26 protein-coding genes are annotated in these 25,866 nt (G+C 38.8%); 5 read left to right on the forward strand and 21 right to left on the reverse strand.

Annotated features, from left to right (window positions below; translation table 11 throughout):
• Positions 1-12 precede the first annotated feature (12 nt).
• The 6 genes from QUF49_RS19140 to QUF49_RS19165 form a co-directional block, all read right to left on the reverse strand.
• Complete coding sequence (locus QUF49_RS19140) at positions 13-789, reverse strand: carbohydrate ABC transporter permease (RefSeq protein ID WP_289497712.1); 777 nt, start codon at positions 787-789, stop codon at positions 13-15.
• Positions 790-918: 129 nt separating this feature from the next.
• Complete coding sequence (locus tag QUF49_RS19145; RefSeq protein WP_289497279.1) at positions 919-1,818, reverse strand: carbohydrate ABC transporter permease; 900 nt, start codon at positions 1,816-1,818, stop codon at positions 919-921.
• 72 nt (positions 1,819-1,890) lie between these two features.
• Complete coding sequence (locus QUF49_RS19150) at positions 1,891-3,201, reverse strand: ABC transporter substrate-binding protein (protein ID WP_289497280.1); 1,311 nt, start codon at positions 3,199-3,201, stop codon at positions 1,891-1,893.
• A gap of 107 nt (positions 3,202-3,308) precedes the next feature.
• Complete coding sequence (locus QUF49_RS19155; RefSeq protein WP_289497281.1) at positions 3,309-4,319, reverse strand: LacI family DNA-binding transcriptional regulator; 1,011 nt, start codon at positions 4,317-4,319, stop codon at positions 3,309-3,311.
• Positions 4,320-4,447: 128 nt separating this feature from the next.
• Positions 4,448-5,689, reverse strand: a complete 1,242-nt coding sequence (locus tag QUF49_RS19160) for a helix-turn-helix domain-containing protein (protein WP_289497282.1) — start codon at positions 5,687-5,689, stop codon at positions 4,448-4,450.
• 152 nt (positions 5,690-5,841) lie between these two features.
• Positions 5,842-7,740 (reverse strand): M4 family metallopeptidase, encoded by a 1,899-nt coding sequence (locus QUF49_RS19165; protein ID WP_289497283.1) that lies wholly within the window; start codon positions 7,738-7,740, stop codon positions 5,842-5,844.
• A 78-nt stretch (positions 7,741-7,818) separates the two neighbouring features.
• Here QUF49_RS19165 and QUF49_RS19170 point away from each other — a divergent pair, with 78 nt between their 5' ends.
• From QUF49_RS19170 to QUF49_RS19180, 3 genes are all read left to right on the forward strand, one after another.
• Positions 7,819-8,478, forward strand: a complete 660-nt coding sequence (locus QUF49_RS19170) for a DUF4047 domain-containing protein (protein WP_289497284.1) — start codon at positions 7,819-7,821, stop codon at positions 8,476-8,478.
• Complete coding sequence (sipW, locus tag QUF49_RS19175; RefSeq protein ID WP_425590484.1) at positions 8,435-8,980, forward strand: signal peptidase I SipW; 546 nt, start codon at positions 8,435-8,437, stop codon at positions 8,978-8,980. The genes QUF49_RS19170 and sipW overlap by 44 nt, the downstream gene beginning before the upstream one ends.
• An 81-nt stretch (positions 8,981-9,061) precedes the next feature.
• On the forward strand, positions 9,062-9,676 hold the full coding sequence (locus tag QUF49_RS19180; RefSeq protein ID WP_289497285.1) for a TasA family protein: 615 nt from the start codon (positions 9,062-9,064) through the stop codon (positions 9,674-9,676).
• 532 nt (positions 9,677-10,208) lie between these two features.
• On the opposite strand, the gene QUF49_RS19185 is transcribed toward QUF49_RS19180, so the two are convergent.
• The 6 genes from QUF49_RS19185 to QUF49_RS19210 all read right to left on the reverse strand — a co-directional run bounded on the left by QUF49_RS19185 (position 10,209) and on the right by QUF49_RS19210 (position 14,757).
• Complete coding sequence (locus QUF49_RS19185) at positions 10,209-11,309, reverse strand: threonine aldolase family protein (RefSeq protein ID WP_289497286.1); 1,101 nt, start codon at positions 11,307-11,309, stop codon at positions 10,209-10,211.
• 14 nt (positions 11,310-11,323) lie between these two features.
• Positions 11,324-12,028, reverse strand: coding sequence for a hypothetical protein (locus tag QUF49_RS19190; RefSeq protein ID WP_289497287.1), 705 nt, complete (start codon positions 12,026-12,028; stop codon positions 11,324-11,326).
• Complete coding sequence (locus QUF49_RS19195) at positions 12,025-12,768, reverse strand: hypothetical protein (protein ID WP_289497288.1); 744 nt, start codon at positions 12,766-12,768, stop codon at positions 12,025-12,027. Before QUF49_RS19195 ends, QUF49_RS19190 begins: the two co-directional genes overlap by 4 nt.
• Positions 12,749-13,651, reverse strand: coding sequence for an ATP-binding cassette domain-containing protein (locus QUF49_RS19200; RefSeq protein ID WP_289497289.1), 903 nt, complete (start codon positions 13,649-13,651; stop codon positions 12,749-12,751). Before QUF49_RS19200 ends, QUF49_RS19195 begins: the two co-directional genes overlap by 20 nt.
• Positions 13,648-14,034, reverse strand: a complete 387-nt coding sequence (locus QUF49_RS19205; RefSeq protein ID WP_289497290.1) for a GntR family transcriptional regulator — start codon at positions 14,032-14,034, stop codon at positions 13,648-13,650. Before QUF49_RS19205 ends, QUF49_RS19200 begins: the two co-directional genes overlap by 4 nt.
• Positions 14,035-14,175: 141 nt before the next feature.
• Positions 14,176-14,757: a vWA domain-containing protein gene (locus QUF49_RS19210; RefSeq protein WP_289497291.1), complete on the reverse strand. Its 582-nt coding sequence runs from the start codon at positions 14,755-14,757 to the stop codon at positions 14,176-14,178.
• Positions 14,758-14,854: 97 nt separating this feature from the next.
• Between QUF49_RS19210 and QUF49_RS19215 the strand changes: the two genes are divergently transcribed.
• Positions 14,855-15,355 carry a hypothetical protein gene (locus QUF49_RS19215; RefSeq protein ID WP_289497292.1) on the forward strand — a complete coding sequence of 167 codons (501 nt, stop codon included), beginning with the start codon at positions 14,855-14,857 and terminating at the stop codon, positions 15,353-15,355.
• 40 nt (positions 15,356-15,395) lie between these two features.
• On the opposite strand, the gene QUF49_RS19220 is transcribed toward QUF49_RS19215, so the two are convergent.
• The 4 genes from QUF49_RS19220 to QUF49_RS19235 all read right to left on the reverse strand — a co-directional run bounded on the left by QUF49_RS19220 (position 15,396) and on the right by QUF49_RS19235 (position 19,180).
• Positions 15,396-16,508: an NAD(P)/FAD-dependent oxidoreductase gene (locus QUF49_RS19220; protein ID WP_289497293.1), complete on the reverse strand. Its 1,113-nt coding sequence runs from the start codon at positions 16,506-16,508 to the stop codon at positions 15,396-15,398.
• Between the two features lie 67 nt (positions 16,509-16,575).
• On the reverse strand, positions 16,576-17,436 hold the full coding sequence (locus QUF49_RS19225) for an amidohydrolase family protein (protein ID WP_289497294.1): 861 nt from the start codon (positions 17,434-17,436) through the stop codon (positions 16,576-16,578).
• Positions 17,437-17,574: 138 nt separating this feature from the next.
• Entirely contained in the window at positions 17,575-17,913 is a 339-nt protein-coding gene (locus QUF49_RS19230) for a hypothetical protein (protein ID WP_289497295.1), read from the reverse strand.
• Positions 17,914-18,055: 142 nt separating this feature from the next.
• Positions 18,056-19,180 (reverse strand): NADH-dependent flavin oxidoreductase, encoded by a 1,125-nt coding sequence (locus tag QUF49_RS19235; protein WP_289497296.1) that lies wholly within the window; start codon positions 19,178-19,180, stop codon positions 18,056-18,058.
• A 191-nt stretch (positions 19,181-19,371) separates the two neighbouring features.
• On the opposite strand from QUF49_RS19235, the gene QUF49_RS19240 reads away from it, so the two are divergent.
• Positions 19,372-19,830, forward strand: coding sequence for a TspO/MBR family protein (locus QUF49_RS19240; protein ID WP_289497297.1), 459 nt, complete (start codon positions 19,372-19,374; stop codon positions 19,828-19,830).
• A 58-nt stretch (positions 19,831-19,888) separates the two neighbouring features.
• Here QUF49_RS19240 and QUF49_RS19245 read toward each other — a convergent pair whose 3' ends face one another.
• The 5 genes from QUF49_RS19245 to QUF49_RS19265 all read right to left on the reverse strand — a co-directional run bounded on the left by QUF49_RS19245 (position 19,889) and on the right by QUF49_RS19265 (position 25,802).
• Entirely contained in the window at positions 19,889-20,602 is a 714-nt protein-coding gene (locus QUF49_RS19245) for a VCBS repeat-containing protein (RefSeq protein ID WP_289497298.1), read from the reverse strand.
• A 141-nt stretch (positions 20,603-20,743) separates the two neighbouring features.
• Positions 20,744-21,841 (reverse strand): D-xylose ABC transporter substrate-binding protein, encoded by a 1,098-nt coding sequence (gene xylF / locus QUF49_RS19250; protein WP_289497299.1) that lies wholly within the window; start codon positions 21,839-21,841, stop codon positions 20,744-20,746.
• A 25-nt stretch (positions 21,842-21,866) separates the two neighbouring features.
• Positions 21,867-23,387: a response regulator gene (locus QUF49_RS19255; RefSeq protein WP_289497300.1), complete on the reverse strand. Its 1,521-nt coding sequence runs from the start codon at positions 23,385-23,387 to the stop codon at positions 21,867-21,869.
• Complete coding sequence (locus tag QUF49_RS19260; RefSeq protein WP_289497301.1) at positions 23,365-24,828, reverse strand: sensor histidine kinase; 1,464 nt, start codon at positions 24,826-24,828, stop codon at positions 23,365-23,367. The genes QUF49_RS19255 and QUF49_RS19260 overlap by 23 nt, the downstream gene beginning before the upstream one ends.
• A complete protein-coding gene (locus QUF49_RS19265; protein ID WP_289497302.1) occupies positions 24,825-25,802 on the reverse strand; it encodes a sugar ABC transporter substrate-binding protein in 978 nt (325 codons plus the stop codon). The genes QUF49_RS19260 and QUF49_RS19265 overlap by 4 nt, the downstream gene beginning before the upstream one ends.
• Positions 25,803-25,866: the final 64 nt, after the last annotated feature.

Consider the following 25,866-nt stretch of genomic DNA (forward strand, 5'->3'; position numbering starts at 1 on the left):
TGTTTCTCTCCTCTATTCTTTTATAGAACCTGCTGAAATGCTGTTGACGATATATTTTGATAAAAATAGAAAAGCAACCATGATTGGTACAACTGATATGGCAATTCCTAAATACATGGATCCAAGGTTTTGAGCCACTTGTGATCCCTTTAGGAATCCCATTAAAACTGGCAATGTAAACTTTTCCGGTGAAAATAGAACAACTAATGGCAAGATGTAATTGTTCCAAGAACCAATAAAAGTGAAGATCGACATTGTTGCGATTGCTGGCATCATGATGGGAATTGCGATCGTGTGAAAAATCTTAAATTCACTTGCGCCATCAATTCGTGCCGCTTCAATCAAACTCGGATGAAGTGTCGTTGTAATATACTGGCGAAGAAAGAACACGACAAAAGGACTCGCCACTGCGGGTACGATTAACGGTATATACGTATCAAGAATCCCTAAATTTTTACTTAACTCATAAAAACCGATCAACCCCAGCTGACCAGGAACCATCATCATCACTAGCATGAAAATAAACATCGCATTCTTGCCTTTGAAAATATAAAAAGCAAAGCCATAAGCCGTTAACGCTGAAAAGTATCCAGATAATAACGTAACTAGCACAGAAATAATTAAGCTATTCTTAAAACCCGCCCAAATATTGATGTAGCTCATCATCGTTTGATAGTTTTCAACTAATGAACTTCCTGGTATTAAAGTAAAACCGGATAAAATCGCCTCATTTGAGCGAGTCGCATTGACAAGCATCATTAAGAACGGAATGAAGCAAACAATAGCCATCAAACTAAGTACGATGTATAGAATTAGTTTAGGTATGCTTCTTTTTGGTTTCGGTTTTGTTTCAGTTACACTCTTTTTTTTCACTTCGTTAGAAAAGGTTTTGTCTACCGCAGTTTTTCCTATCATGCTTTACACCTGCCTTGGTTGTTTACGTTCTTTCCCATACATCCCTTTAAAGATGAACGCAGAGAATATGAGAGTAATAACAAATAAGCCATACGCTACAGCAGCAGCATATCCATAGTTGTTATATTTAAAGGCTTGATTGTATAAATAGAGCACCATCGTATTAAGCGATCCGTCAGGTGATCCTATTCCATCTGTTAAAAGCATTGGCAGATCAAACAATTGAAGACCTCCAATAAGCGAGGTAATCATGATATAAAGCAGGATAGGCTTTAATAGCGGAATCGTAATCTTTGTAAACGTCTGCCAGCGATTCGCACCATCAATTAATGCTGCTTCGTAATAGTCTTTGGATATACCCGATACCCCTGCCATTACAACAATAAATGAGTGACCAAACCACATCCACGTCAAGATAAGCGATACAGAAAGCTGGGCGCTTGTTGGTTCGTTCAGCCAGTTGATCGGATCCGAAATAACGCCGAGTTTCAACAGCATCATATTAAGTGAACCATGTTGCCAATCTAGTAAAATACCAAATAATAGAGCCACCGAACTGATTGTAATTAAGTTAGGAAGATAAAAGATGGATCTAAAAAATGCAATTCCTTTTAACTTCAATCTCATATCTGAAAAGATCATAGCTAGAATGAGAGCCAGGCCGATTTGAAGGGCAAAGTTCACACCCCAGATTTTCCACGTATTAAAGAAGGCTTCTACAAAATACGTATCCGTCAGCAGGCGTTTATAGTTAGCGAGTCCCACAATTTGGGCTTCACCGCTGCCTGTATAATTCGTAAAGCTGTAATAAAACGTTAATGCGACTGGATAGATGCTGAACACTAAGAAGATGATCCAAAATGGGGCAATAAAATAATAGCCGTATCTGTTTAGATTCTTCATCTCCCCTCCTCCTTTCAATAGTTGTGCGGTGGCAGAGTAGTTTCTCCGCCACTCACACACTTAAAAATTTTCTTATTTCTTAGGTACTTTTAAGTCAGGGTAAGCATTTTGTGCTTTTTGATAAAATTCTTTAATCGCAGCTTCTTTTGATTTTTTACCAGTTACATACTGCTGAACAGCATTTCCGTAGAGCGTATCTAACTGCTGATCATACTTTGTTACGATTCCAGGAGTAATCTCTTTTGACTGCTCCAAGAAGAATTGATAGTTGTTTTGTCCACCTAAGAACTTATCGCTAAAGTCATCTTTAATGGCATTTGTAACAGGAAGGTAAGATAAGACGTCTCCAGTTTCTTTACTCCAAGAAGTTAAGAATTCATCATCTTGAGTCATCATTTTTACAAATTTATAAGCAAGTTCTTTATTGTCAGACTTGTTGTAAACTCCAAGCCATGTTCCACCCCAGAAATATGGTGTCGGACCGCTTGTTACAGCCCAATCTCCAACAGACTCTTTTACGTTTGTTTTTAAAACGCTATGAAGGCCCCATGTTGGAAGAACATAAGAGAATACTTGAGTTTCTTTCTCTTTTCCACCCTCTTTTACCTTAACAGGCTTATCCATTCCTTCGAACCATGATGGAGACCATTCAGGAGCAAGAGCTGTGTAGCTGTTATCACGAAGCTTTTTAGAATAATCCATGTACTCAATTTTTTCTTCCGTCAGCTGCAATTCATTCTTATCGTTCACCCATGGCTGTGGGTTGTCACCTTGTGCGAACCAGCGAATTGAACCTTCGTCTGGGAACATGCTATAGCCTTTTTCTTTCATTTTTTCAGCTACTTCAAATACTTTATCCATAGAGCTCATCATTTCTCCAACTTGAGCTGGATCGTCTGTCCCTAATACTTCCTTCGCAATGCTGCGCTTATAATAAATTCCTCCTGGAGTTGTTTGCCAAGATAATGCACGTACATCGCCATCTTTATCTTTTCCTAGATCGAATACATATGGTACGTATTTATCAGATAACTCATCTGCGTTGTACGGTTTTTCTGATAAGTTTTCCCAGTAACCTGCATCAACCCATTGTTTTAAAAAGGCAATCTCACCTGTGAATACGTCAGGTGCTCCAACTCCACTTTCCAATACTGGCTTTAACTTTGTTGGATAGTCTGCAATTGGCACAATCGTTAATTCTACTTTTACGCCATTTTTTTCTTCAAACGTTTTAATAGGCTTCTTAAGCTCATCTGTAAATGACCAAATTCTTAAATCAACGTCTTTCTTTCCGTTGCCTGATGTTTTTGAATCGCTAGAACAACCTGCAAATAACCCTACTACCAGCATTAAAGCTAAAAACATACTTAACTTCTTTTTCATTCAAATACCCCTTCCCCTTGCATTATTTTTATTTTTGCGAAAGCGGTTTCGTTTCCGTTTAAAAAAATATTCGAAACCGCTTTCGAAAAGCCCGAAAAAAATTTTCTTTATTTTTTTTGCGAACAAGACTCTCGGATGACCAGTTCTACTGGCAAACATTTAGATGTGATCAGCTTTTTCTTTTGAGAAATTTGTTCCATCAGCAACTTTGCTGCTTGAAAACCTATTAAATCAGTATCTTGCTTGATTGTTGTTAATTTAGGGGTAATGTATGCTGCCATTTCAATGTCATCATACCCAACAATTGAAATATCCTCTGGCACTCTCAACCCTTTTTCCTTGATCGCTTCTATGGCTCCGATTGCCATATGGTCTCCAGCTACAAATACAGCTGTAGGCATATCCTTTAAAGATAGAAGTTTTTCCATGGCTGCTCGACCTTCCTCGATGGAAAACAAACCGCCATTTATCAAATAACCTTCAAGTATCGGAAGCTTTAAGTCACTCATTGCTTTCTTGTACCCTTTGATCCGCTCTGTACCGGCATCTGTAGATGGGTCCCCCGATATGTGTGCAATCTTCGTATGACCCAGTGAGTTTAAGTAATTTACAGCTAGCTTGCCGCCTTCAATATTGTCCGAAAACACTAAACTGCAGTTTTGATTATTCATATCAATAACGACAATAGGAATGGCGCTGTTAATCATCTCTTGTACTTGCGGATCTTGTGGATCAGAACAAATCACAACAATTCCATCCACAGCTCGATAAGAAAAGTGTTCTAAGTAGCTTATATCTCGATTACGCAGATTTCGGGAAGCAAAAATTAAATCATATCCTTCCCGTTCTGCTTGTTTTCTGAAACTTTCTATTATCGCACTAAAGAACGGGTGCTTCATTCCAACCTCATTAGCTTCCGAAAACATCACACCGATTGTCCAAGACTTTTTCGTCGAAAGAGATTGCGCGTGAGCATTTGGCAGATAACCCATGTCTTCAACTGCTTGCAATATCTTCTTTTTCGTCTTTTCGCTCACATCTGAGTAATTATTAAGTGCTTTTGAAACGGTAGTCGTTGAAAATCCCGTTTTTTTTGCAATGTCATAGATTGTAGCCATTAGTTATCTCCTCTTTATCGAAAGCGCTTTCGTTATTTGAAATTATACTCCTTCAAATGATAAGTTTCAATATAAAATTTATAAAAAAAAGACAGGAAGCATTCCCTTCCCATCTTGAAAGTAGTCTATTAATCTCGATTTAGAAACAAGCTTGCAATCTTCACTGCTTTTTCATACTGCTTCGTGTCCGCATAATGATGATATAATTGCTTTCCAAACTTTTCGACTCTACTAAATTGATTTTCAGATTGAAAGAATGGAAGTGCTATGTTTTCTAAGTAATCAAAATAAGATTTCATCTCTCCCTTTATTAAGAATAGATGAAGCTGAAATAAATGGAGGTATAAATAGTGCTTCATAATTTTGGAAGCCGTAAACCCCTCTTCTGCGCTCTTCAATTGTTGTTTTCGTGATTGCAATTCCCCATCGATGCTGTTATCCAAAAAATTATATAGACGGTTTAAGTAAATCGCTGTTTTCTTGTTAGCCATCTTTAGTGCTTTTTGATAATAGATATGAGCATTCTTATAGTCTTTTCTTTTAAAATATTCGAGTCCAAGATTATGCAGCAGCATGCCTATAATACCGATCTCGTTTAAGGTATCGCTATCTTGTATCAATTGATGGTATCGGCTTACTTTTTGTTCAAAATCATGTATCGTAGCACTTTCTATTTGAAGCAGCATTAACGATTCTGCTTGAATGGCTCTAGAGAAGTTATTGTTTCTCTTAAAATAGTCCACCGCTTTTTTGGCATTTATATATGCCATTGTTTTGGATTCAACCCATTGATAAGCCATTGCTAAATGATAGCAGCATTCTTCATTTCCATAGACGTCCATGTTTATCGTCGTTAAGATCTCCACAGCTTTTTTACGATTTTCTATAAGGAAATCGTTGCATTTCTGTAAGTAATAAATACCTGTTACATGCTTATGCATATTTTCCTCATAAGGACTCAGGTGCTCATTATTTAATTTGTTTATGATATTAACTACTTTTGGAATCTCTTTTTTCAACAGGTAATATCGAGCCAAGACCAATTGATATAGTGCTGCATGTTTTGAGAACTGAATGATTGGAAATTGATCCAATTCGTTTTTGGTTCTCTCTACCTCTTTCATCCTTTGCATGATGATAGAATTATGCCACTGGTGGAGTTTCTTTTCCATGCTTTGAAAGAACTCGATCTCCTTATGTATATCGATATCCAGGCGCTCTGAAAATAAAGCAATAATTTCTGTTGAGTACTTCGTCTGTCCTCGCTCAATTTTACTGACATGTGTTGTTGTACAAATGTCTTTTCCTAGTTGTTCTTGAGAAAGTCCTCTTTTTTTACGATAAAACTTTATAATTTCTCCCTCAATCATAGATGTCTCTCCTCATGAACAAATGTTTAATAATAAAAGTTTCTTTGCAAATAGGTTTTCTCCCTTCTAAGGTCATATTTTTAAGTCTTAATACCTACTATTTTCCCATAAAAAATCCACGAAAGATTACTCTCTCGTGGATTTGTAGTGTTTTATTGTGCTGGCACGCCAATCGCATCGTATGCGGCGATAACTGCTTTCGTTTCATTTGACGGAGCACCGTTACGATCTGGATAAAGGTCACGAGCTGACTGGATTGCTGCAGCACGCATCTCTTTAAACCCTGAAGACGGTACAAGATAGTTTGTTAAAGCACGGTAGAAGATCTTCTCTGTTTTCGAACGCGTAATACCCGTAACTTTAACTCCACGATGCTCGCCGCCTTCTGAGATCAGGTAAGCCGCTTTATTGTTGATAGAGCTGTTAATATGAACGCCGCCTTTATCTAACTCACCTAAGTAACGGTCTTCATAATGATCTGGATAAGCATTGTCTTTTAACCCATAAACAGAAGAAAGTTTCTTAGATTTTGGATTACTCATTGAACGTAATCCTCCATCACCTGGGACGTTCGGTGTGAAAATATCTTCACCCATTTCCCATTCAGATGGACTCGTTAATCCATGTGAATGCATTTCAGACAAGGCACCAAAGATATCAGCCAAGGATTCATTGATCGCACCGGATTCTCCTTGGTATGTCAGGTTTGCAGTCTTGGAGATTACACCATGTGTCATCTCATGCCCCGCAACGTCCATCGCTCCTGCTAGTGAGCTGAAAAGAATACCGTCCCCATCACCGTAGAGCATCTGCTTTCCGTTCCAAGCAGCATTATTCCATTTTGATCCAATGTGTACAGTACTAATGATCGGCATTCCCTTTCCATCAATACTGTTACGTTTATGAATACTTTGGTAGTAATTATTTACTTTGATTGAGTTTGAATGTGCAGAAACCGCCGCAGGGTCAGCAAAGAAAGATGTTCCTGTTTCAACTTCAAAACCGGTAAATCCAAAAAGTCCAGATAAAAGAAGGTAAACAGTCTCTCCCATTCGATTCGCTTTAAAAGTATGAACCGGTACGATGTTCGGATTCGTTGTAGTTCCGCCAGCAATTGCTGCACCATGAAGATAGCTTTTACCTGAAACATTGTCTTTTACAGCAATAAAGTTCTGAATCTTACCAAAAACATCTAACCCTCGACCAGTAATTGGTGTAACCGCTGGCGCATCAGCTTCATGGACTGCATTAAAATGGTCAATGATCTCACCAGTAGTTGCATCAATAAAATAATGATAGTAGCCTGGCGCAGGAACAGAAGTTGAAACTTTTACTAAATACGTTAAGTAGTTTCTTCCTTCATGCGGGTAGATCGTTAGTTCTGTTTCTACTCCGTCATAATTCTTAACTTCTCCTATTTGCGATACCACTTGCTCTTTAGCTGTTCCTTCTGCGTCTTCCTTTGTAATAGAAGGTTCAGTAGGAATAATGGATCTCGCTAATGTTTGAGTTACCTTACCAAAAGAAGCATACACGTTGTTATCTGCATCCAGAGCAACAGTTTGTCCACTGCCATAGATCGGAATGCCATTATACTGCTCAACAGTACGAACGTGGTATGTATTTGTCGCACTATCTGCAAACTCACTTACAATCTTAAACTGATCACCAATTGAAGATGTTGATCTTGCACCAACCTCTGAAACCACTTGTGATTGCAAATAAGCTTTTACGATCTCAGCTTTGCTCAATCCTTCAGGTGCTTGGAATAACACGGATGACGTATTTGCGCTTGCACTGGATCCAGGTACTGAAAAACCACCAAGTGTAACCGATAATGCTAAAACGGCTGGAATGACCACTTTCTTGTTTAAGCTTTTTTGTTTTTTCTTCTTCAACCCATTCACCTCTTCTTCATAATGTGCTTCCGGAATAATTCCAATTATTAAGAAGATTGTAAAAGTGGTCAATTGGGTTAAATTTCGTACGGTTTTTCGGGCTTTTATAGATTTTGTGTCCACATTCGACAAAAAATCTCTATGTTTTTTCATGCGATTAACCCAATAACAATCTTCCAATAATTCTGTAATAATAGGGTCTAACCAACGAGATGAGGGGGGCTGAATGTGATGGGCAAATTCCATAATGGGCTGGTTCTAATAGGATTATGCTCTGTTTCCTTTTATTGCGGAGCACAAATTGCCGGCCAAACAGAAGCAGCATTTTCAAGTAATGCCCTGCTAAAACCGATTGAAGTTTCAGCTGCCATCGTTTTCCCGTCCACCATTCAAAAGCTGACCCGAAGCGCTAAACAAATACATGTGGACATGCTCTCTGTTTACGAAAGCATTCCGCAAGTATCAGATGATTCAACTTTACAAGAGTTAAAGGAAGCATTAGCTGACCTCACAGTAAAGGAACGGGAACTGCGGTCTTTATTATTTAGATTTGAAAACGAGTACAATGAGCTAGCTGCCTATCATAAACAAGTTAGAAAACTAGATCAGAATACATACCGATTTGTCCTAGAGGGTTGGAATGAAATAGATGGGAAAGCCAAGCAAATTAAGCAAACAATTGATTTTCAATACATGGAAAAATATCGTTTCTCTATTGAGTTACGCATTAAAAAATTGGAAGATGCGGCAAGTACTCAATCTTCCGAAGAGCTTGGAGAAGCTCCAGAGGCAACACCCTCTGCAAATAAGACAGAGATCTTAGACCAAAACGAAGGAGTGCCAGAACATGATGAAAAAAGTCTTAAAAATAACAATGAAACTAATGAGTAGTGCCTTCGTTGTTGTCATTTGTTTGCTCGCTTTTATGATTCTATCTTCACGCGTTTCAGGAGCTGAACCTTCCGTTTTCGGCTATCAGATAAAAGCTGTATTATCTGGGTCAATGGAACCTATCTTTCAAACAGGATCTATCATTTCTATTAAACAAGCAGAAAACCCTGACTCCTTTAAAAAAGGAGAAATCATAACCTTTCAAATGGAAGACAAGCTGATCACTCACAGAATCGTTGGTGTTCATCATAAAAATGGACAAGTTTCTTATGATACTAAAGGGGATAACAATGACGGGGCCGATATGTGGTCCGTGCCTTCAAATGATGTAATCGGGAGCTATACGGGATTTACAATTCCCTACGCAGGCTATGCGTTAAATGTGACTCAATCTAAGGAAGCTTCTGCTCTATTATTATTTATTCCAGGGCTTTTTCTATTCGGTTCAGCTGTCTTTTCTATTGTGAATGCAGCTAGAAAATTAGATGTGGAAAAAGCATAAATTTAGGTTAGCTCTCTATGTATCTAACATACATACGAGTTTAATAAATCTGATTACATACTACTATTGGAGGTTGAGAAAATGGGTTTTACAAAGACAGTAAGTAAAGGGGTAATGACAGCAGCACTTGGTCTATCATTAATGGGCGGAGGAACGTTCGCTTACTTTAGTGACACGTTTGAGACAAAAAACACATTCGCATCAGGTACATTGGATCTTTCCATAAATCCAAACGCCGTTGTTAACATTGACAACATTAAACCTGGCGATGAAGTGTACCGTGAATTTACGTTTGAAAACAAAGGTTCTCTAGACATCTATCAAGTATTGCTGGATACGAAATATACAGTTGAAGATGCAAAAGCTGATAATACAGATGATCTTGCAAACCACATTAAAGTAACAATCATGTACAACACGAGCAGTGCAACTGTACCTGTCGTTGAGACGACTCTAGCCCAACTTAAAGAACAACAGCCTGATCTAACAGCAATTGATGAGTTTGTAGGTACCACACAGCGTCCTGACGGAATTCCTCCAGGCGAGAAAGAAAAAATGTTCGTATTATTCCAGTTCGTTGATAATGGCGAAGATCAAAACCAATTCCAAGGAGATAAGCTCCAAGTAGATTGGACGTTCAATGCAAAACAAGCACCTGGCGCTTATAACGACGATACAGATCCAGAGAATAACTAAATATTTGATAATGAAGAACTGCTGTTAGAGCAGTTCTTTTTGTTAGGAGCAGGCTTAGTTGCTCTTGAAAGGGTTGATTTCCGTTTCAGGCTGCTCGCTTTCCGCGGGGCAGGCGGTGAGCCACATTCGTACGTTCCACTCTTAAGTGTCTCACCTGCCCCCTTATAAAAAAGTCCCTTGCTCCTGCGTCTACAAGTTAATGCTATCGCAGTGAGCTTCCTCGTCGCATGCCTTGCAAGAAGCTTCTCATGTGGCAGGCACGCACCTTACACTACAATCAACTGTCATAGAAGAAATTAGGTTTGAAAGCAACCATCTCTTTAAAAAGTGTCTTTATTTATTACACGTTCGCGCAGTTGAATCTCGTCTGCGCGCAAGTTTAGCTAATTCCACTCAGGCTGCTGAACTTTACTCGCAGTTCCCTTCAATTCCCGATCACCTATGATTCTTTTTCACGCAGCAGGCTTTTACAGCAACAAATAAGTTGATCTGTTTGGACAATTCACTTTCCAAACAGATCAACTTCTTCCAATTACGCTATCATTCTTTCTCTCAGCTTCTTATTGAGTAATATAAATGCTTGTTTTAAATCGTTCTTAGGAATTTTTGAATAGTTATCACCAATACTTACTTCAAAAAAGCAGCTTTTCTCACTATTTTCTCTAAGGTGTCCCGTTAAACCAATCCCTGTTTCATCAATGGTTTCTGCTAAAATAGTTTCTACATCATCCTTCGATGCATGAAAGTGGACGTGAAACATATTAGATACAGGCTTTATTGGCAGTGTACGTACGCCTTCACAAGTGTTATAAAGATCAGCCAATTCCTTTGCGCCACTAAAATAACTATCCATTTTATCAATGCGTTGATCAAAATAGAAATCAGCACTTATGATATAAGGATAAAGACTGATTAGATCACCGCCATGGCGTCTTTTCCAAACCTTTGATTCCTCAGTAAAGTCTTGTGGTCCCGCTAATATCGCTCCTGCAATGCCTCCGAGCCCTTTGTAGAACGAAATATAAACACTATCAAAAAGAGAACAAACTTCAGCTGCAGTCTTAGCGTAGTATGGAAGAATTTCAATAAGTCTCGCTCCATCTAGATGAAGCTTAATTCCTTTATTACGGCAGTAATCTGAAATCGCCTGAAGTGTTTTGTATGTTGGTAGCTGTCCGCCTATTTCCCGCTGAGGAAGTTCAAGCAGTAAACAAGACACCTCTTCTTTCATATTAACCACGTCATCCAGCTTAATGATTCTATTTTCATCAGCTAGAAGCACTGGTTCGATATGATGCAACTCTTTCAAACCATCTTCTTCATGAATCTCTAAGTGACATAACGGATGATAAGCTACTCTTTTCATCCCCTTTTGGTCACACCATATGCGCATCGCGATTTGCTGAGCCATCGTTCCACTCGGAAAGAACACGGCAGATTCTTTGCCTAGATAGGCAGCCAACTTCTTTTGAAAATCTTCAATAATATGCCCTTTCCCGTACATATCACTTTCTTGTTTTTTTGAAACTGCGTCTAATGCATCTACCAAGACGGATATATCTCTTTTCCCATGACCCGTCACCTGATACTTAGCATGTTGATAGGCTTCAAATAATACGTTTTTGTTTTCCAACCCAAAATCTCCTCCTATTTATTCACATAATTCACATCACCATTGATTTTCAAATCACGGGGTACACTTAAAAGTATAAAGTCATTCCCCATTACAGATGTATGACGATCCTCAAATGCATTACCAGTACCAGAAAACTGACTAAATGCAAAACCTTGAGAGAATTTAGTAAAACTAACTTCCAACATCTTAGGAGCTTTTATAGAGAGCGTCTTTCCATCAAACTCTAGAGAAGGAGATTCTAATTTATCTGTAAAATCCATGCCATCAATATAGGATTTTCCGTAATAATGGGCAGCTTCTATAACACCGTCATTATTCTTCTTTTTTTCAACAAACACCATGATTCCATACATTTCTTTATCAATCATATTTACATCTAATGTGTTTTCTTTAGTGGGGAACGACCAGTTTTCTTTTTCTAAAAAAGTACCTTTGAAGTTTTCGAGCTTACCATTAAAGGCACGCTCTAGTACTTTACTTTGAGCCTCTTGAACTTTGTCCATCTCACTTCTTGTTACCATCTTTCCTTCTGTAACATTTTGAGGCAGCAGCGTAAAAGAAATAGCAGTCGCTAGCAACAATACGACCGTATACCCTCCAAGCAGCCACTTTATTTTGCGAAGTCCGCCTCTTCTCTTATTGAACATGTAAGTGCCTATTCCAAAAGTAATCAGCACAAAAAATATAATCGGTATCAGCAATACAATAATACTCATTTCCTTACCTCCATTCGGTTAGAGATCCCTATGCTAGAGAGCAATAAGACGATAGATACTACCAACACTTTTACGGCAAACAGGGCAAATGAAGTTTCAGCTCCAAAAAACTTACTTACATTCATGAATAACGTAGGGTTTCCACCAAGACCATCCATGATTAAACCACCAAAAGCAAAGGTTGGAATAATGAAGAGAAAACCTCGGTGCAATTGAATTAAAATTCCAATAAAATAACCCGCACTAGCAAAAAGAAAGATATAAAGGACAGATGCACTGATCCCCGTAACCCATGTCAAAAAGGGAAGCGTATCCATGATAATTGAGAAATTGTCTTTTAAGTAAAATGCAAGAACTTGAAAAAGGTGGGTAGAAAAGTAAACGGATAATCCTGCAAATATACTGGCAGATAGTAGAAAAAGAATGTTCGAAAAGTGGCTGATCCTACGGTTTGTAATAAATGAAAAATCATCGTAGCGATAAGCTTTGGTCGTTATAATGATCGCTGTAATAAACGCCCAAATCATCATAAACACTAATATAATGTCACCTGAATAATAATTGACTTCGTAAGATATAGAATTGGATGTACTACCGCTCATACCATTTCCATTAAAGGAGAAAAAAATCGCGAGTAACTGAATCATAATTAAAGAAGTAAAAACCCCAAAGTATGACTTCAACTTATAGCGGTATTGCTTCTTCACAATGTCCCAAGTTTTAACCTCTGTTAAATACATGATCGATCCCACCCTTTGTTTTACTTGTTAAATAACTGCAAATATCTTCTGCAGAAACCTGCGTGATTTCTAGCCCTAAGCCTCTGGCATCCTCAAGCTCTTTTATGGAACGATCATTTTTAACAACCGCGTATGAGAGATTAGCGCCAATATCCTGTACATGAATGGTTTCAATTCTATCGATCCACTCCTGTACCTTTTCTGTTTTACCGCGAACACCAATCGCATAGTCCCTTAGCGCATCAATGGACAGATGAAGACATTTTTCACCTGACTTAATAAGCAATACATCTTCTAACAAATCTTCTACTTCATCTAGTAAATGGCTTGATAAAATAATGGTTCGCGGGTGAGAAATGTACTCTTTTAGCAGTGCTCGATAAAAGTCTTTTCTTGTACCTGAATCCATACCGCTCGTAGGTTCATCCATAATCGTGAGTGGGCAGCGCGCTGCTAATCCGATGATCATATTAAAAGTACTTTTCATCCCTTTTGAGAGATTTCCATGATACTGTCCTGGATTCAAAGCAAAATAATCAAATAGCCGCAAAGCTAAATCGTGATCCCAGTTCGGATAAAAGTTCCCCGCAGTTTCAAGCAGCTCTTTTAACGTTAATCCTTGAGAAAAACTCATTTCGTTATCTATAAAAATGGTATTAGCAGAAACTTTTAGATTATTAAATGGATTCTCTGAGAAGACTTGAATGTCACCAGAAGAATGATGAAGATAACCTGCAATGATTTTTAATAGCGTTGTCTTTCCTGCTCCATTGCGTCCAATTAAACCTGTAATCTTATTCTCCGCTAATCGAAAGGTCATAGAGTTAATCACTTTTGATTTCCCATATTGCTTTGTCAGATCATTACATACCACTACATTCATGCTTGCTCCTCCTTTATCTTTTGGTGTGTATCTTTAATCATCGTCACAAGCTCATCGACCTCCACTTGTAATTGAACAGCTTCTCTCGCTAGTTCGTTCACCAGTGTGTTCAACTTGGAATTCTTTCTTTTTCTGAGGATGATCTTTCGTGCATCTGCTGCTACAAACATACCTAGTCCCCTCTTCTTATAAAGAACGTTATCGTCAGCCAACAGGTTTATGCCTTTCCCTGCTGTGGCTGGATTTACATTAAACATCTCAGCTAATTGATATTGTGAATAGACCTTTTCATCTGCTTGAATCGTTTCATTTAAGATTTCATTTTCAAGCCATTCAGCGATCTGAACGTAAATCGGTTTCATACTGTCAGCATTCAGCAGCAATTGTACTTCACCTCCAACTTACCACTATAGTACATTACATATGTAATGTACTATATATTACCAATATATGCAATAAATTGTTTTTGATTACAATTAAAAAGACAGCTCCCTTTACCGAGGAAACTGCCTAATACCAAACCATTATTTTCTTCTTTCCGTTACTTGCTCGCTCATAATCGTGTACATATTCTCTACTCCATCATTGGTGGCTTCAAAGTGAAAAGCATTTTCCTCTTTAATCCCTATGCTTTCCGCTTCTTTCGCCACATCAATGTTAGCGCCCATAAAGATAAACTCCCAGCTGTACTTCTCTTGCTGGTGACGGATCAGATCCTTTACTTTTTCATATGAAAATTCATGACTCGCATTTTCCATACCATCAGTCGTAATAACAAAGATTATCTTTCCGGGTCTATCCTCTTCATTTACCTGTGAAAGCCTGTAACCCACATCCAATATTGTTTTGCCTACAGCATCTAAAAGAGCTGTAGTTCCCCTGACATAATACTCATTACTGGTTAAATGAACGCTTTTTGCAGGCGCACCGCTACAAAGAACTTCATACTGATCATCAAAAAGAACCGCAGTAAGAACTGTTTCTCCATCAAGCTCACATTGTCTTTTCACAAATGAGTTAAACCCGCCAATTGTATCCTTCTCCAGCCCTGACATAGAACCGCTTCGATCCAGCAAAAACACGATCTCTGTTAACTTCTTATTCATCCTTAACCATCTCCTAATGATTTGTCATGCTATAATAATAGCTAGAATTATCCAGCTCATGGTCGCCTTTAAAGCGACATTTAAGGAGGATGTCTCTATGCTTGATCAAAAGCTTTTATTAGAATTAGAAACGTATCTTAATGAACGCTTAATAATGGAATTAGAAGTTTGCAAGTCCTCCGAAATCATGGAAGAAAGTCTAGAAGAAAACAGCCTGCGTTTTGAATTGGACGAATTTATTCATAAAAATCGGAAGCCCACACTTCAGGAAAAACTTTTTCAACTTATTGATCAGAAAGATGTTTTGGACACAGAGGTTTACAAAAAGGCTGGTTTAGACCGAAAGCATTTTTCAAAAATACGCTCAAAATCAGATTACCGGCCAAAGAAAAATACGATCCTTGCGCTAGCTTTGGCTTTGGAGTTGAACGAAGAGAATACAGAAGAACTTTTAGAAACAGCAGGCTATTCGTTATCTGACAGTGATACGAACGATTTAATCTTCAGATTTTGCATCAACAAAAAAATTTATGATAGGTTTGAAGTTAATGAGTATCTTGTTCATTTCAGTCTAACGCCTATAGGAAGTTCCATATAAAAAGACAACCTCTCACAGTGAAGTTGTCTTTCTGCATTTTTTATTCTATTGCACCTGCAACATCATAATCTGATAAATCAAGCTCGGATGGTTTTCCTAATGCAAGCTTTGCGAGTTCTGCACCAAGATAAGGTCCGCTCGTTAAGCCTGATGCTCCAAGTCCATTTGCAATCCATATCTTTTTATAGGTAGGCAAAGGTCCGATAACAGGTAAAAATCCTGGTGTGAACGGACGAAATCCTACCCTGGTCTCAAGGATGGTTCCGTCTGACAGACCTGGTGCAACAGCTAATGCTTTTGTAAGAATTTCATGTACACCACCAGCAGTTACCCGATCATCAAAACCTTCTTCATCTTCGTGTGTTGCGCCAACAACCACTCTGTCATCAAATGTTAAGATGTACTGGTTTGTCGGCGGCATTACGACAGGCCAAGAATCAGTTTCTGTTTGAGGCAGCTGCAGATGAATAATCTGTGCTTTTTGCGGAGTTACTTTGAAGGTGATTCCGAGCGGCTGCAGGATCTCGTTTGACCATGCACCGGCTGTGACTACAACCTCATCTGCCAGTATTTCTTTACCCTCAATGGTAACTCCAACAACAACATTATTTTTATGGATTAGAGTTGCGTTGCCATTTAAGAATGTCGCACCATTATTAGCCGCTGCACGCACTAACGCATTCCGCATCGCTCGGCCATTCACGCGAGCTCCACCACTTACAAAAACAGAGCCGTATTCTTCAGATAGAGGAGGAAAACGCTTCTTTGTTTCTTCAGGTGAAAGGATCGTAATCTCCCCAATTTCAGGCGCATCTTCTCTTCGTTTCATTGCTCGTTCTGCCATTTTTTCAAGTTTTTCTGAGTCTGCATGCAAACTGAGTGTACCTACTCGTTTATACCCCGTATCCGTTTCACCATCAGCTTCAAGTTGCTGAATGAGTTCAGGATAATAACGCGCACCACCTTTTGCTAATTTGTACCACGCTTTGTTTCGGCGCTGCGAAAGCCAAGGACATACGATTCCAGCGGCTGCATCCGTTGCCTGTCCTCTATCTTGCCGATCCACCACTATCACTTCAGCACCGGATTTGGCTAAGTGATAAGCAGTAGATGCTCCTAGAATCCCTGCACCAATGACAATGATTTTTTTCATATATTAACACCTTTTAACTTCTGACTGTATTTTATCGAGTTGAAAACTCTTTACAACTAAGTCTAACCTATTTAACTAACTCTAAAAAGTTCCCCCCAAGGATACACTTAATTTGAGTATCAGGAATCTCAAGTGATTCAATCCATGATTTTTTATGAGAGTAATCATATTTGTTAAATTCTTTCATTCCATACGGTCCATCACATCCATATAATACTTTTTTATATCCCAAATATTCCACTGCCATCTTCACTATAGATGGAGTTAAATAATCACTTGAGGTATCAACATACACATTAGGCTTATCCTTAATGAATTTCCATAGTTTCTTCCAATACGGTAGACCTGCGTGTGCATATAAAATTTTAAGTTGTGGATATCTCTCAGGAAGATATTTATAGGATTCCTTTTCTGATGATAGATGTATAATTATAGGTTTTCTCATTTCTTCACACATAGCTGCAACCCTATCAAGTTCTTTAATACTATAACTGTGCATGAAAGGATGAGCTTTCACACCGATAAATCTAGAGTTACTAAGATAGTTTTCCAGTTTTTCTAATGATGAAGGCACCTTTGGATTTACTGCTGCCCAGCCGAGGAAACGGTCTGGGAATCTATCAATTGCAGAAGCGACTATTTCGTTATTGGGCATAGAAAAAATTTCATATGAATTTCCATAAAGTTTTAACCGTCCATCCTTTACAAGACCATCATAAATTTTAAGCCCAATTTGAGGAACATTTAATATTAAAGAACGAAATAAGCGCTGTAAATTATGTTGGAAAATACTATCAATTTCAAACATTGTCTCATTCATAGGTGGAATTAAAACTGTTTTATCAACATTGTTTCTATCCATTCCTTCTATCATTTTTTCTAAAGTTAACATTTTTTCATCCACATGAAAATGGCAATCAATAATCATTGAATATCTCCTTAAAAAGAAAAATCTTCCATTCAATTCAAATTATACGTCACCTATTATATGATTAATATTAAAATAAATGCTCCCTATGAAAGGGAGCGAATGGTTTGTATTTTTCTAAGTGGAAATTAAACAAGTTTATGCATGAAAAACAACAAGATTTATTGCTGCTAAAAAAGATTCAAGCTCACTTTCAGTCTTAAATTTAAATGAATACCCAAATGTTATAGGTTTTTGACCTGTATTGACCCTTTTAGGAAAGAGACTAAGAGCTGTGCTATTAAAAACACCATGACTTATATGTCTTAAACCGTTATTTTGTTCAACCGTTTCTGGATGTAATACGATACTAATCTCTTTATTTGGCAACAAATAAATTACATCTTTTGTATGTATGTTTTCGTATTCAAATGCTTTGCTCGTTTCTTTCGTTAACTTAAACTCATTTTTTTCAAAAATACTCTTTAAATTCTCCATTTACATCAACCCTTTATAAATAGTTCGGTACTAGCAATTTGCTAAAACTATTTCTTTTCGTCTATTGTAACAAAACTTCCAACTCCACATTGGAGAAAAAACTTAAAAAAAGAAGCAGGATCATCTCCTGCTTCTTTTCTACTTATTCAACTCCAGGAAACCATCCTGGTGAATTTATGATTGCGTTCCATAATGGATCTGGAACAACCAATTCTTTTTGTTTCGTTTTATCAATCTTTGTTACGATTTCTGATTCTCGGCCTTGTTTTATCTTCTGTACCCAGTCTGGATCGATAATCAGTTCACGGCCAAGGGCGATTAGCGGAACACCTGTCTCAAGCGCTTTTATAGCATCATCTGCCGTGTAGATTGATCCGACACCGATTACTGGAACACGGTCTCCTGCTCTTTCTTTAATGATTTCAATACGAGGACGTGTATCTTCTACACCGCGTCTAGGCTCTGACCAGAAATCCATCAAAGAAACGTGCAGGTAATCTAGATTCTTTACGCTTAATGCATCAACAAGTGCTAATGTGTCTGCCATCGTGATTCCAGGTGTTTCCGGCTCTTCTGGTGAGAAGCGGTAGCCCACGATGAATGTATCATCAGCGTGTTCTGCCACTGCTTTTTTAACAGAATCTACTACAGCAAGTGGAAACGCCATACGCTTTTCTAATGAACCTCCCCACTGATCCTCGCGACGATTAGCATGCGGAGAAAAGAACTGCTGAATCAAGTAACCATTCGCTCCATGAATTTCAACACCGTCAAAACCAGCTTCAATAGCGCGCCTTGTCGCTTCTCCAAAATCACGTATGACCGAAGCTACCTCATCAGAAGTTAACGGGCGAGGCACTGGTTTGCCTTCAGCTGAAGGAATATCACTTGCACTTACCACATCGCCGTTTGGAACTAGCTCAGGCGGTACTTCACGGCCGCCGTGAAAAATCTGAAGAATTGCTTTTGAACCTTTTGCTTGAATAGCAGAAGCTAAACGGCGAAGACTCGGAATCATGTCATCCGTATCTCCTGCAAACTCTCCCGGAAATCCTTTACCATTGGCTGTTACATTTGTACAAGCTGTGATCACCATGCCAACACCTTCAGAACGGCGCTCATAATATTGGATTTCTTCGTTAGTTACTGTTCCATCAGGATTGGATGAGAAGTTTGTCATGGGTGCCATCACAACTCGGTTTTTAAGTTCTACACCATTTTTAAAGCTAAATGTTTTAAATAATGGTGCGTATTTTTCGTTCATCATGCTGCTTTCCACCTCTTTATTTAATCACTTAATAACTTTCTTTTTTAAAGTAACTATTATATTAATACCCACAATTCAGAAAAGCAAAAGTTACGCTTCTGTTTTAATAATAATTTATTAAGGGAAAAGTATAATTCTAAGAAATGCAGTCTACTGCCTGCTCTATTTACACTACAACTCAGGAGGTAATCATGAAAAAATCCAGTATAGCCGTGTTTATTATTATCTTTGCCTCGTTCTATGTTTCCAGTATTCTGTTTCCCATCGACAAGGAGTGGTATGACGCACTAAATAAGCCATCATGGACTCCATCAGGGCAAACAATCGGCATGATCTGGACTGTATTGTTTACTTTAATCGCCTTATCCGCTACTCTTATTTACAATCAATATGGTTTTAAACCAATTAGTTTTTGGATTCTTTTTGTAGTCAATTATGTATTGAATCAGGCTTTCAGTTATTTTCAGTTCACACAAAAAGATTTGTTATTAGCTACCTTTGATGCATTTTTGATCGCTGTGACCACTTTGCTTTTAGTCATTTATGCAAGTCGTTTAAGAAAAGTCTCAGGATGGCTGCTTATTCCGTATCTTCTCTGGAGTTCATTTGCTACCTACTTATCCTGGACGATCTACAGCATGAATGCATAAACAAAAATGTCTATACCAAAAAGAGATCTAACCTTTTCAGAAGGCTAGATCTCTTTTATTATGTTCCTGAAATCGCTACATATTGATTCTGTAGAACAAACCGATTGTCCTTCCATCCTAACGTGTTCACCACATAACCTAGTGCGTCTGCGTTATATAACCCTGCTATCTTTTGATATGCGGAAAGTTCGTATACCCCATCATAATTGAAGTCGATGGGATATAATCCGCTCAAAGGATTCACAAAGCCAGTGATCGGTTTCTTCAGCTTGCCATTTTTATCATATATTTCGTTTAGATATTCTGAATCTCGTTTCGAAATATCAATTATATAGGTTTTCCCATTACTCTTACTGACAACTCTGACTTTGTAGTTGTCCTCATAGATTACATCATATTCAAAAGTGGCATTGTATACGTTGAAATTAAACATCTCTTGAGGGTTGTTTCCGATAAACGAGTATACATAATGATACATGAATCCTCCGCTGCCGCCAGAATTAATGCTGATTAACACATCTGAAACACCGTTACCTGTAAAATCACCAAGAAACAGAGTTGGATTGTAGCCCGCATTTTCAGATAGAGGCACTCTTGTTTGCGCCCCTGTTCTTCCGTCCTTCACATGAAGCGTAATGTTCTCAATAAATGGACTGTCCTGACTCTTAGTACCCGTTAAAAAGACATCATCTGGCACACGATCTCCTGTAACATCTCCCTTAGCAAAAGCAACAACACTTGGAGTAACTCTATAATTATAGTGGTTATACATAACATGCTCCTTGTTAGATGAAGTTTACTAACATGTTATGGGCACCTGATGTGATTGACACAGCCGTATTTAAATTTAACTTGAATAAAATAAAACAAATCCTCGCCGCCACTGAAGATTACTCAACAGCTGCAACAAGGATTATTTATCCTGGCTCTCATATACATCATCTCTAGAATGAAATCCGTCCGCGATGATCGTCTCGTCAAGATTTCCTTTATCGACGGCGATCGGAGACAGCAAAACAGATGGGACCTCAATTTTTCCGTTATTTATCTTTCGCTCTGTTTTGATAGGTATCCCTTTTGCCATTTCAACGGCCAATTCTGCAGCTTTTTCTGATAATGCCTGAATGGGTTTATAAACCGTCATTACTTGAGTACCTGTAACGATTCTCTGCACTCCCGCAAGCTCCGCATCTTGTCCAGCTACGGGAATTTTCCCTGCAAGCCCTTGTGCTTCAAGCGCTTGTATGACACCGCCGGCTGTGGCATCGTTCGCCGCAATTACGGCATTGATCTCATTTCCATTAGCTTTCAGTGCAGACTCCATATTTTTAAAGGCATTAGCAGGTGTCCAATCTTTGGACCACTGATCGTATACAACCGTAATAACTCCTTTATCAATTAACGGCTGTAAGACTCGAAATACTCCTTTTTTGAATAGATGAGCATTATTATCCGTTTCGGCCCCGCCTATATACACGTACTTTCCATTCGGAACTAGCTTTGTTATCGCTCTTGCTTGAAGCTCTCCTACCTTTTCGTTGTCAAAAGATACGTACATGTCGAGGTCAGCATTTTTGACAAGGCGGTCGTAAGCCATCACTTTAATTCCAGCTGAATGGGCTTTTTTGACGATCGCCGCCATTGCTTCAGCATTATGAGGAACGACAACAAGCAGATCGACTCCATTTTGAATGAGTGTTTCAGCTTGAGCAATCTGCACGGAATCATCCCCATTCGCTGCTAAAATTTCTACTTCTGCCCCAAGATTCTCTACGGCTTTTTTAAAGAGATCTTTGTCCTTAAGCCAGCGTTCTTCCAATAGTGTATCCATAGAAAAGCCAATCTTAATTTTTTCTTCTATCATTGATTTGCTGTTTATCTTTTCAGTTTTAGAAGGGATCGCTTTTCCAAGTGTGCCATTACTCGTACTGTCTTTTTCGCAGGCTAAACCTGCGCAAATCAATACTATGAACAATAGGATGAGGCTTACACGATTTACGATTCTACCCATTGATGATGCTCCTTTTTACGTGCCTTCATCCTTTTCTGCCAAGAACAGCCCTGCGATATTCTGTAGGTGAAAGCGCAACCATTTTTTTGAACACCTTGCTAAAATAATTTGGTTCGTGATACCCAACCTCAAACGTAATTTCTTTTAAGCTTTTTTCTGGATCTGCCATCAATTTCTTTGCCTTTTCAATTCGGCATTCTGTCAGAAAATCAATATAGTTGATCCCTAGCTTTTCTTTGAACATCTTGCTGATATAAATTGGACTTAAGCCCACTTTTCTTCCTAATGCCTCAAGAGATATATCTTCATGTGAGTGTTTTACAATATATTGTTTGATCTGATGAATCGTATCCGCCTCAAGCTGTTCATAATGTTCTTCGTACGAAGTTCTCACTTGTTTTAAGAGATGCTCTGATTCGGACCGAAGTTGACGGTAGTCCTGAGATTGATAGGAAAAAAGAGGTGTTTCAGTTTCCACTCCCATTTCGCTCATCACTCTTGCCGCTACCCAAAATAATTCAAGGACACGCTGTTGCGTTTGGAGCAAATCTGCTCCTTCATTCGAGCAACGTTGAATTAAATCCATCACATTCTTATGAACCTCATCCCACTTTCCTAATCGGATCTCATCGAAAAACTGTTTTTCACGCTGTTTGGATTGATGTTTGTCTTCTGTACTCTCAAGCACTGGAACATCATGATAAAATCGGTATTTCACAGGCAGTGAGGTATCCATTGTGGCAATTAAAGATTCCTGGTAAGACTGGCGAACTTGATTTAAAGAATGACACACGTTTCCAATTCCTATGAACCATACCTCGCCTGAACTTACTTTTTTCAGAGAGAGAATATCTTTTGCAAGGGAAATCGCTTGTGAACGGAAAGAACAGCCTGGTTTTCGAAAAACGATTATGGGTAGCTGTCGGCCATACAATGCACCAACCCACCCACTCGTTGATTTCCTAACCTTTTCTTTGACCAACGAATAAAGGTTTTCCCCGCCTTTTGGAAGCAGAATACTCATTACAAACGGTTCATCGGTTGAAGAAATGTCGAGCATATCAACGAGCATATCCAAGTGCACTTCATGTACATGATCGAACAAAAGCTGAGTTACGACATCCGTTTCGACAAGCGGCAGCGTTTTTTCTAAAACTTCAAGAGATCTGCGCTCTTCAGTGATCTCCTTCAACACCTTTCCGACCGTCTCCTCAATCTCGCTCACTCTGCTCGGCTTCAATAAGTAATCCTTCACACCTAGCTTGATTGCCTGGCGAGCATAATCAAACATATCAAAAGCCGTAATCATCACAAACTTAATGAAAGGATTAGTAGATGTAATCTGCTGAATGGCTTCAAGACCGTTCATTCCTGGCATCTGAATGTCCATCATTACTAAGTCAGGATTTAATTCAGCTGCTGCTTGCACAGCGATTTTTCCATTTTTCGCTTGATGAATCTCGATATCAGGAAACGCCTTTTGCAGAATGACCTGCAGCCCTTCCCGTTCAATCTGCTCGTCATCAACGATCAAGAGTTTGAGCATGCTGTTCAATCCCCCTCGTTTTTGGAATTCTTATTAACACATTCGTACCTGCACCCATCTCACTTTGAATATCCATCAGGTTTTCCATCCCATAAAAAAGTTGAAGCCTCTTCACAACATTGGTAAACCCTATTCCTGTTGAAGTACTATTCGTCTCGACAAGCTCACCCTTTAAAATCTGTATTCTTATATTCTCAGGAATGCCAGGTCCATCGTCCTCCACTTCAATGATCACCATGTCATCATCATCTTTGATTCGAAGCCAGACCTGCCCGCCATCTTCTCTTGGCTCAACCGCATAGATCACAGCGTTTTCAATAATAGGCTGCAGAGTCAGGCCTGGAATCTGAACGTCTAAACATGATTGATCAATATCGAGGTGCAATGTGAGCCGGTCAGTAAACCTTGCTTTTTGGATGTTCATGTATTGCTGAATCACCATGACTTCATCCTGAAGCGTAACGGATTTATCTAGCCATTTTAAGTTGTATCTTAAGAGACCGGCCACACTTACAAGCAAGTCACTTGTTTCTTCTGATCCTTCCAAATAAGCCTTCTTCGAGAGCGTATTTAGCGTGTTAAATAAAAAGTGAGGATTGATCTGACTTTGAAGATTCTTAAGCTGGCTCTCCTGCAACAGAAGCTTGCTTTGCTGCAGTTCATGCTCAAGCTGCGCCTTCTGCTGTATTTCCTGAAATAGGTTATTTATATTGATCCGCATTCGGTTAAAGGTTTGAGCAAGAAATGAGATTTCATCGTTTGACTCAACCTTGATCTCTTTGTCAAATCGTCCTGCAGACAGCTCATTCGCCGCAAGAGTCAGCTGCTGCACCGGTCTCGTGATACTTAAACTAAACCAATATGTAATCACCAGCAACAGAAGTGTTATGAGAAGCATAAGCCAAATTCCCAGCTTCTTAAATTCAGCAGATTGATCAATAATTCCTCTGTAAAATCGCTCGTAAGTCTTCAGCTCTGTGTCAATTAACGTAAGCGTCATTTCTGATATGTACTTTGAGAGACGCGTTGCTTCTGTGAACTCTTTGTTTGAGGTCTCGGTGTCGGACTCAGCATAGAACATAAGCGAACGGTCTGTAGTTTCAATCAAACTGTCAACAAGGTTCATGTAGTTTATGAGAGCAAATTCGTTTTCTGAATTTCTTAGTTTCCCAATTTCCATTTTTGCCTCGTTAAGTTTTTCTTTGCTATGATTAAGGTTATCCAAATTATCTTCAGACGGTTCAAGCAAGAAGTTATTAAGATCGGTGACCATTTGTTGACTGCTGCTCGTCACTGAATTCATGCTCAAATATCGCTGTAAAATATCATTGTATTGATTTTGCGTTTTTTGATTATAGTAGGTAAGCGCTATCCAAATTACGGCCATGATGATCAGAACGACTGATGCGAGCATCCATATTTTCTTCTGAATTCTGTTCATTTCTCATCCATCGCCTTTATCATTCGAATTTCGCTTAAATACCCATCCGCATCAAGAGGAACCGTCTCATTCTCCAACCATTGCATTAAAACATCTACGCTTTTTTTCCCCATCATCTCTGGTGACTGCTCAATCACACCATCCAACTTTTTTTGGTTAAGCAGTGTGATCGATTCAGATCCATCATCAAAAGAATAAATAAAATAGGGCTCTACCTGTCCGCGTCTGCCGATCTCTTGAATCATAGCTCCAGCAATATTAGCGTTCACGGCAATAAAACTGTCCGCATCCGGGTACTGATTCAACAGATCTCTTGTTTTTGCGATGACTTGCTCTCTCGCCTCAGGTGTTTCTGCATATACCGTTTTTACATTAGGAAAGCTTTGAAGCACCTCTTTAATGCCTGTAAGCCTTTGCTCCTGATAATACTCTTGTTGGCTATCACTTAATAAGATGAGATTTCCTTCCTGTCCCATGTCTGATAGCATGAGCTTCGCAATCATTCTTCCAGCCAAGTGCTGATCCGAGCCAACGTACGTTTTTCTGAAACTTTCTGCCTTTGGTACGTCATTCGCAACCGTAATGATAGGAATGCCATAAAACGCGGCTTTAACTTTGGTCAATTCTTTAAATCTATCGGTATCCAGACCTTGTACGATAATGCCGTCCACTTTCGACTGAATGGCAATCTCCAGCTTTTTCAGAAAATCATCCTCGTTCTTGCCGTAGCTTCCCCATACTTCAAGGCTAGCTCCGTCCTTTTCAGCTTGTTGTGCAGCACCTTTTCCAACCTTATCCCAAAACGGTGTTTCCAGTTCTTGAGTGATGAGTACAATACGAAAACGGTCCTCTTTCTGAGATGAGGCAGCAGGCAGTTTCCAATCAGACTGAAACGCTTTTTGTGCCGTTGTAAACGTTAAATAACTTAGGAAGATACATATAAGACTCAGAAAGATTAATCCAGCTTTGCGCAAGTGAAGTATCCCCTTTTTTTCCGATAATTTACTAATCTTATTTTATCATAATGAACTTGATGAG

The organism is Fictibacillus sp. b24 (assembly GCF_030348825.1).
Lineage (GTDB): Bacteria > Bacillota > Bacilli > Bacillales > Fictibacillaceae > Fictibacillus.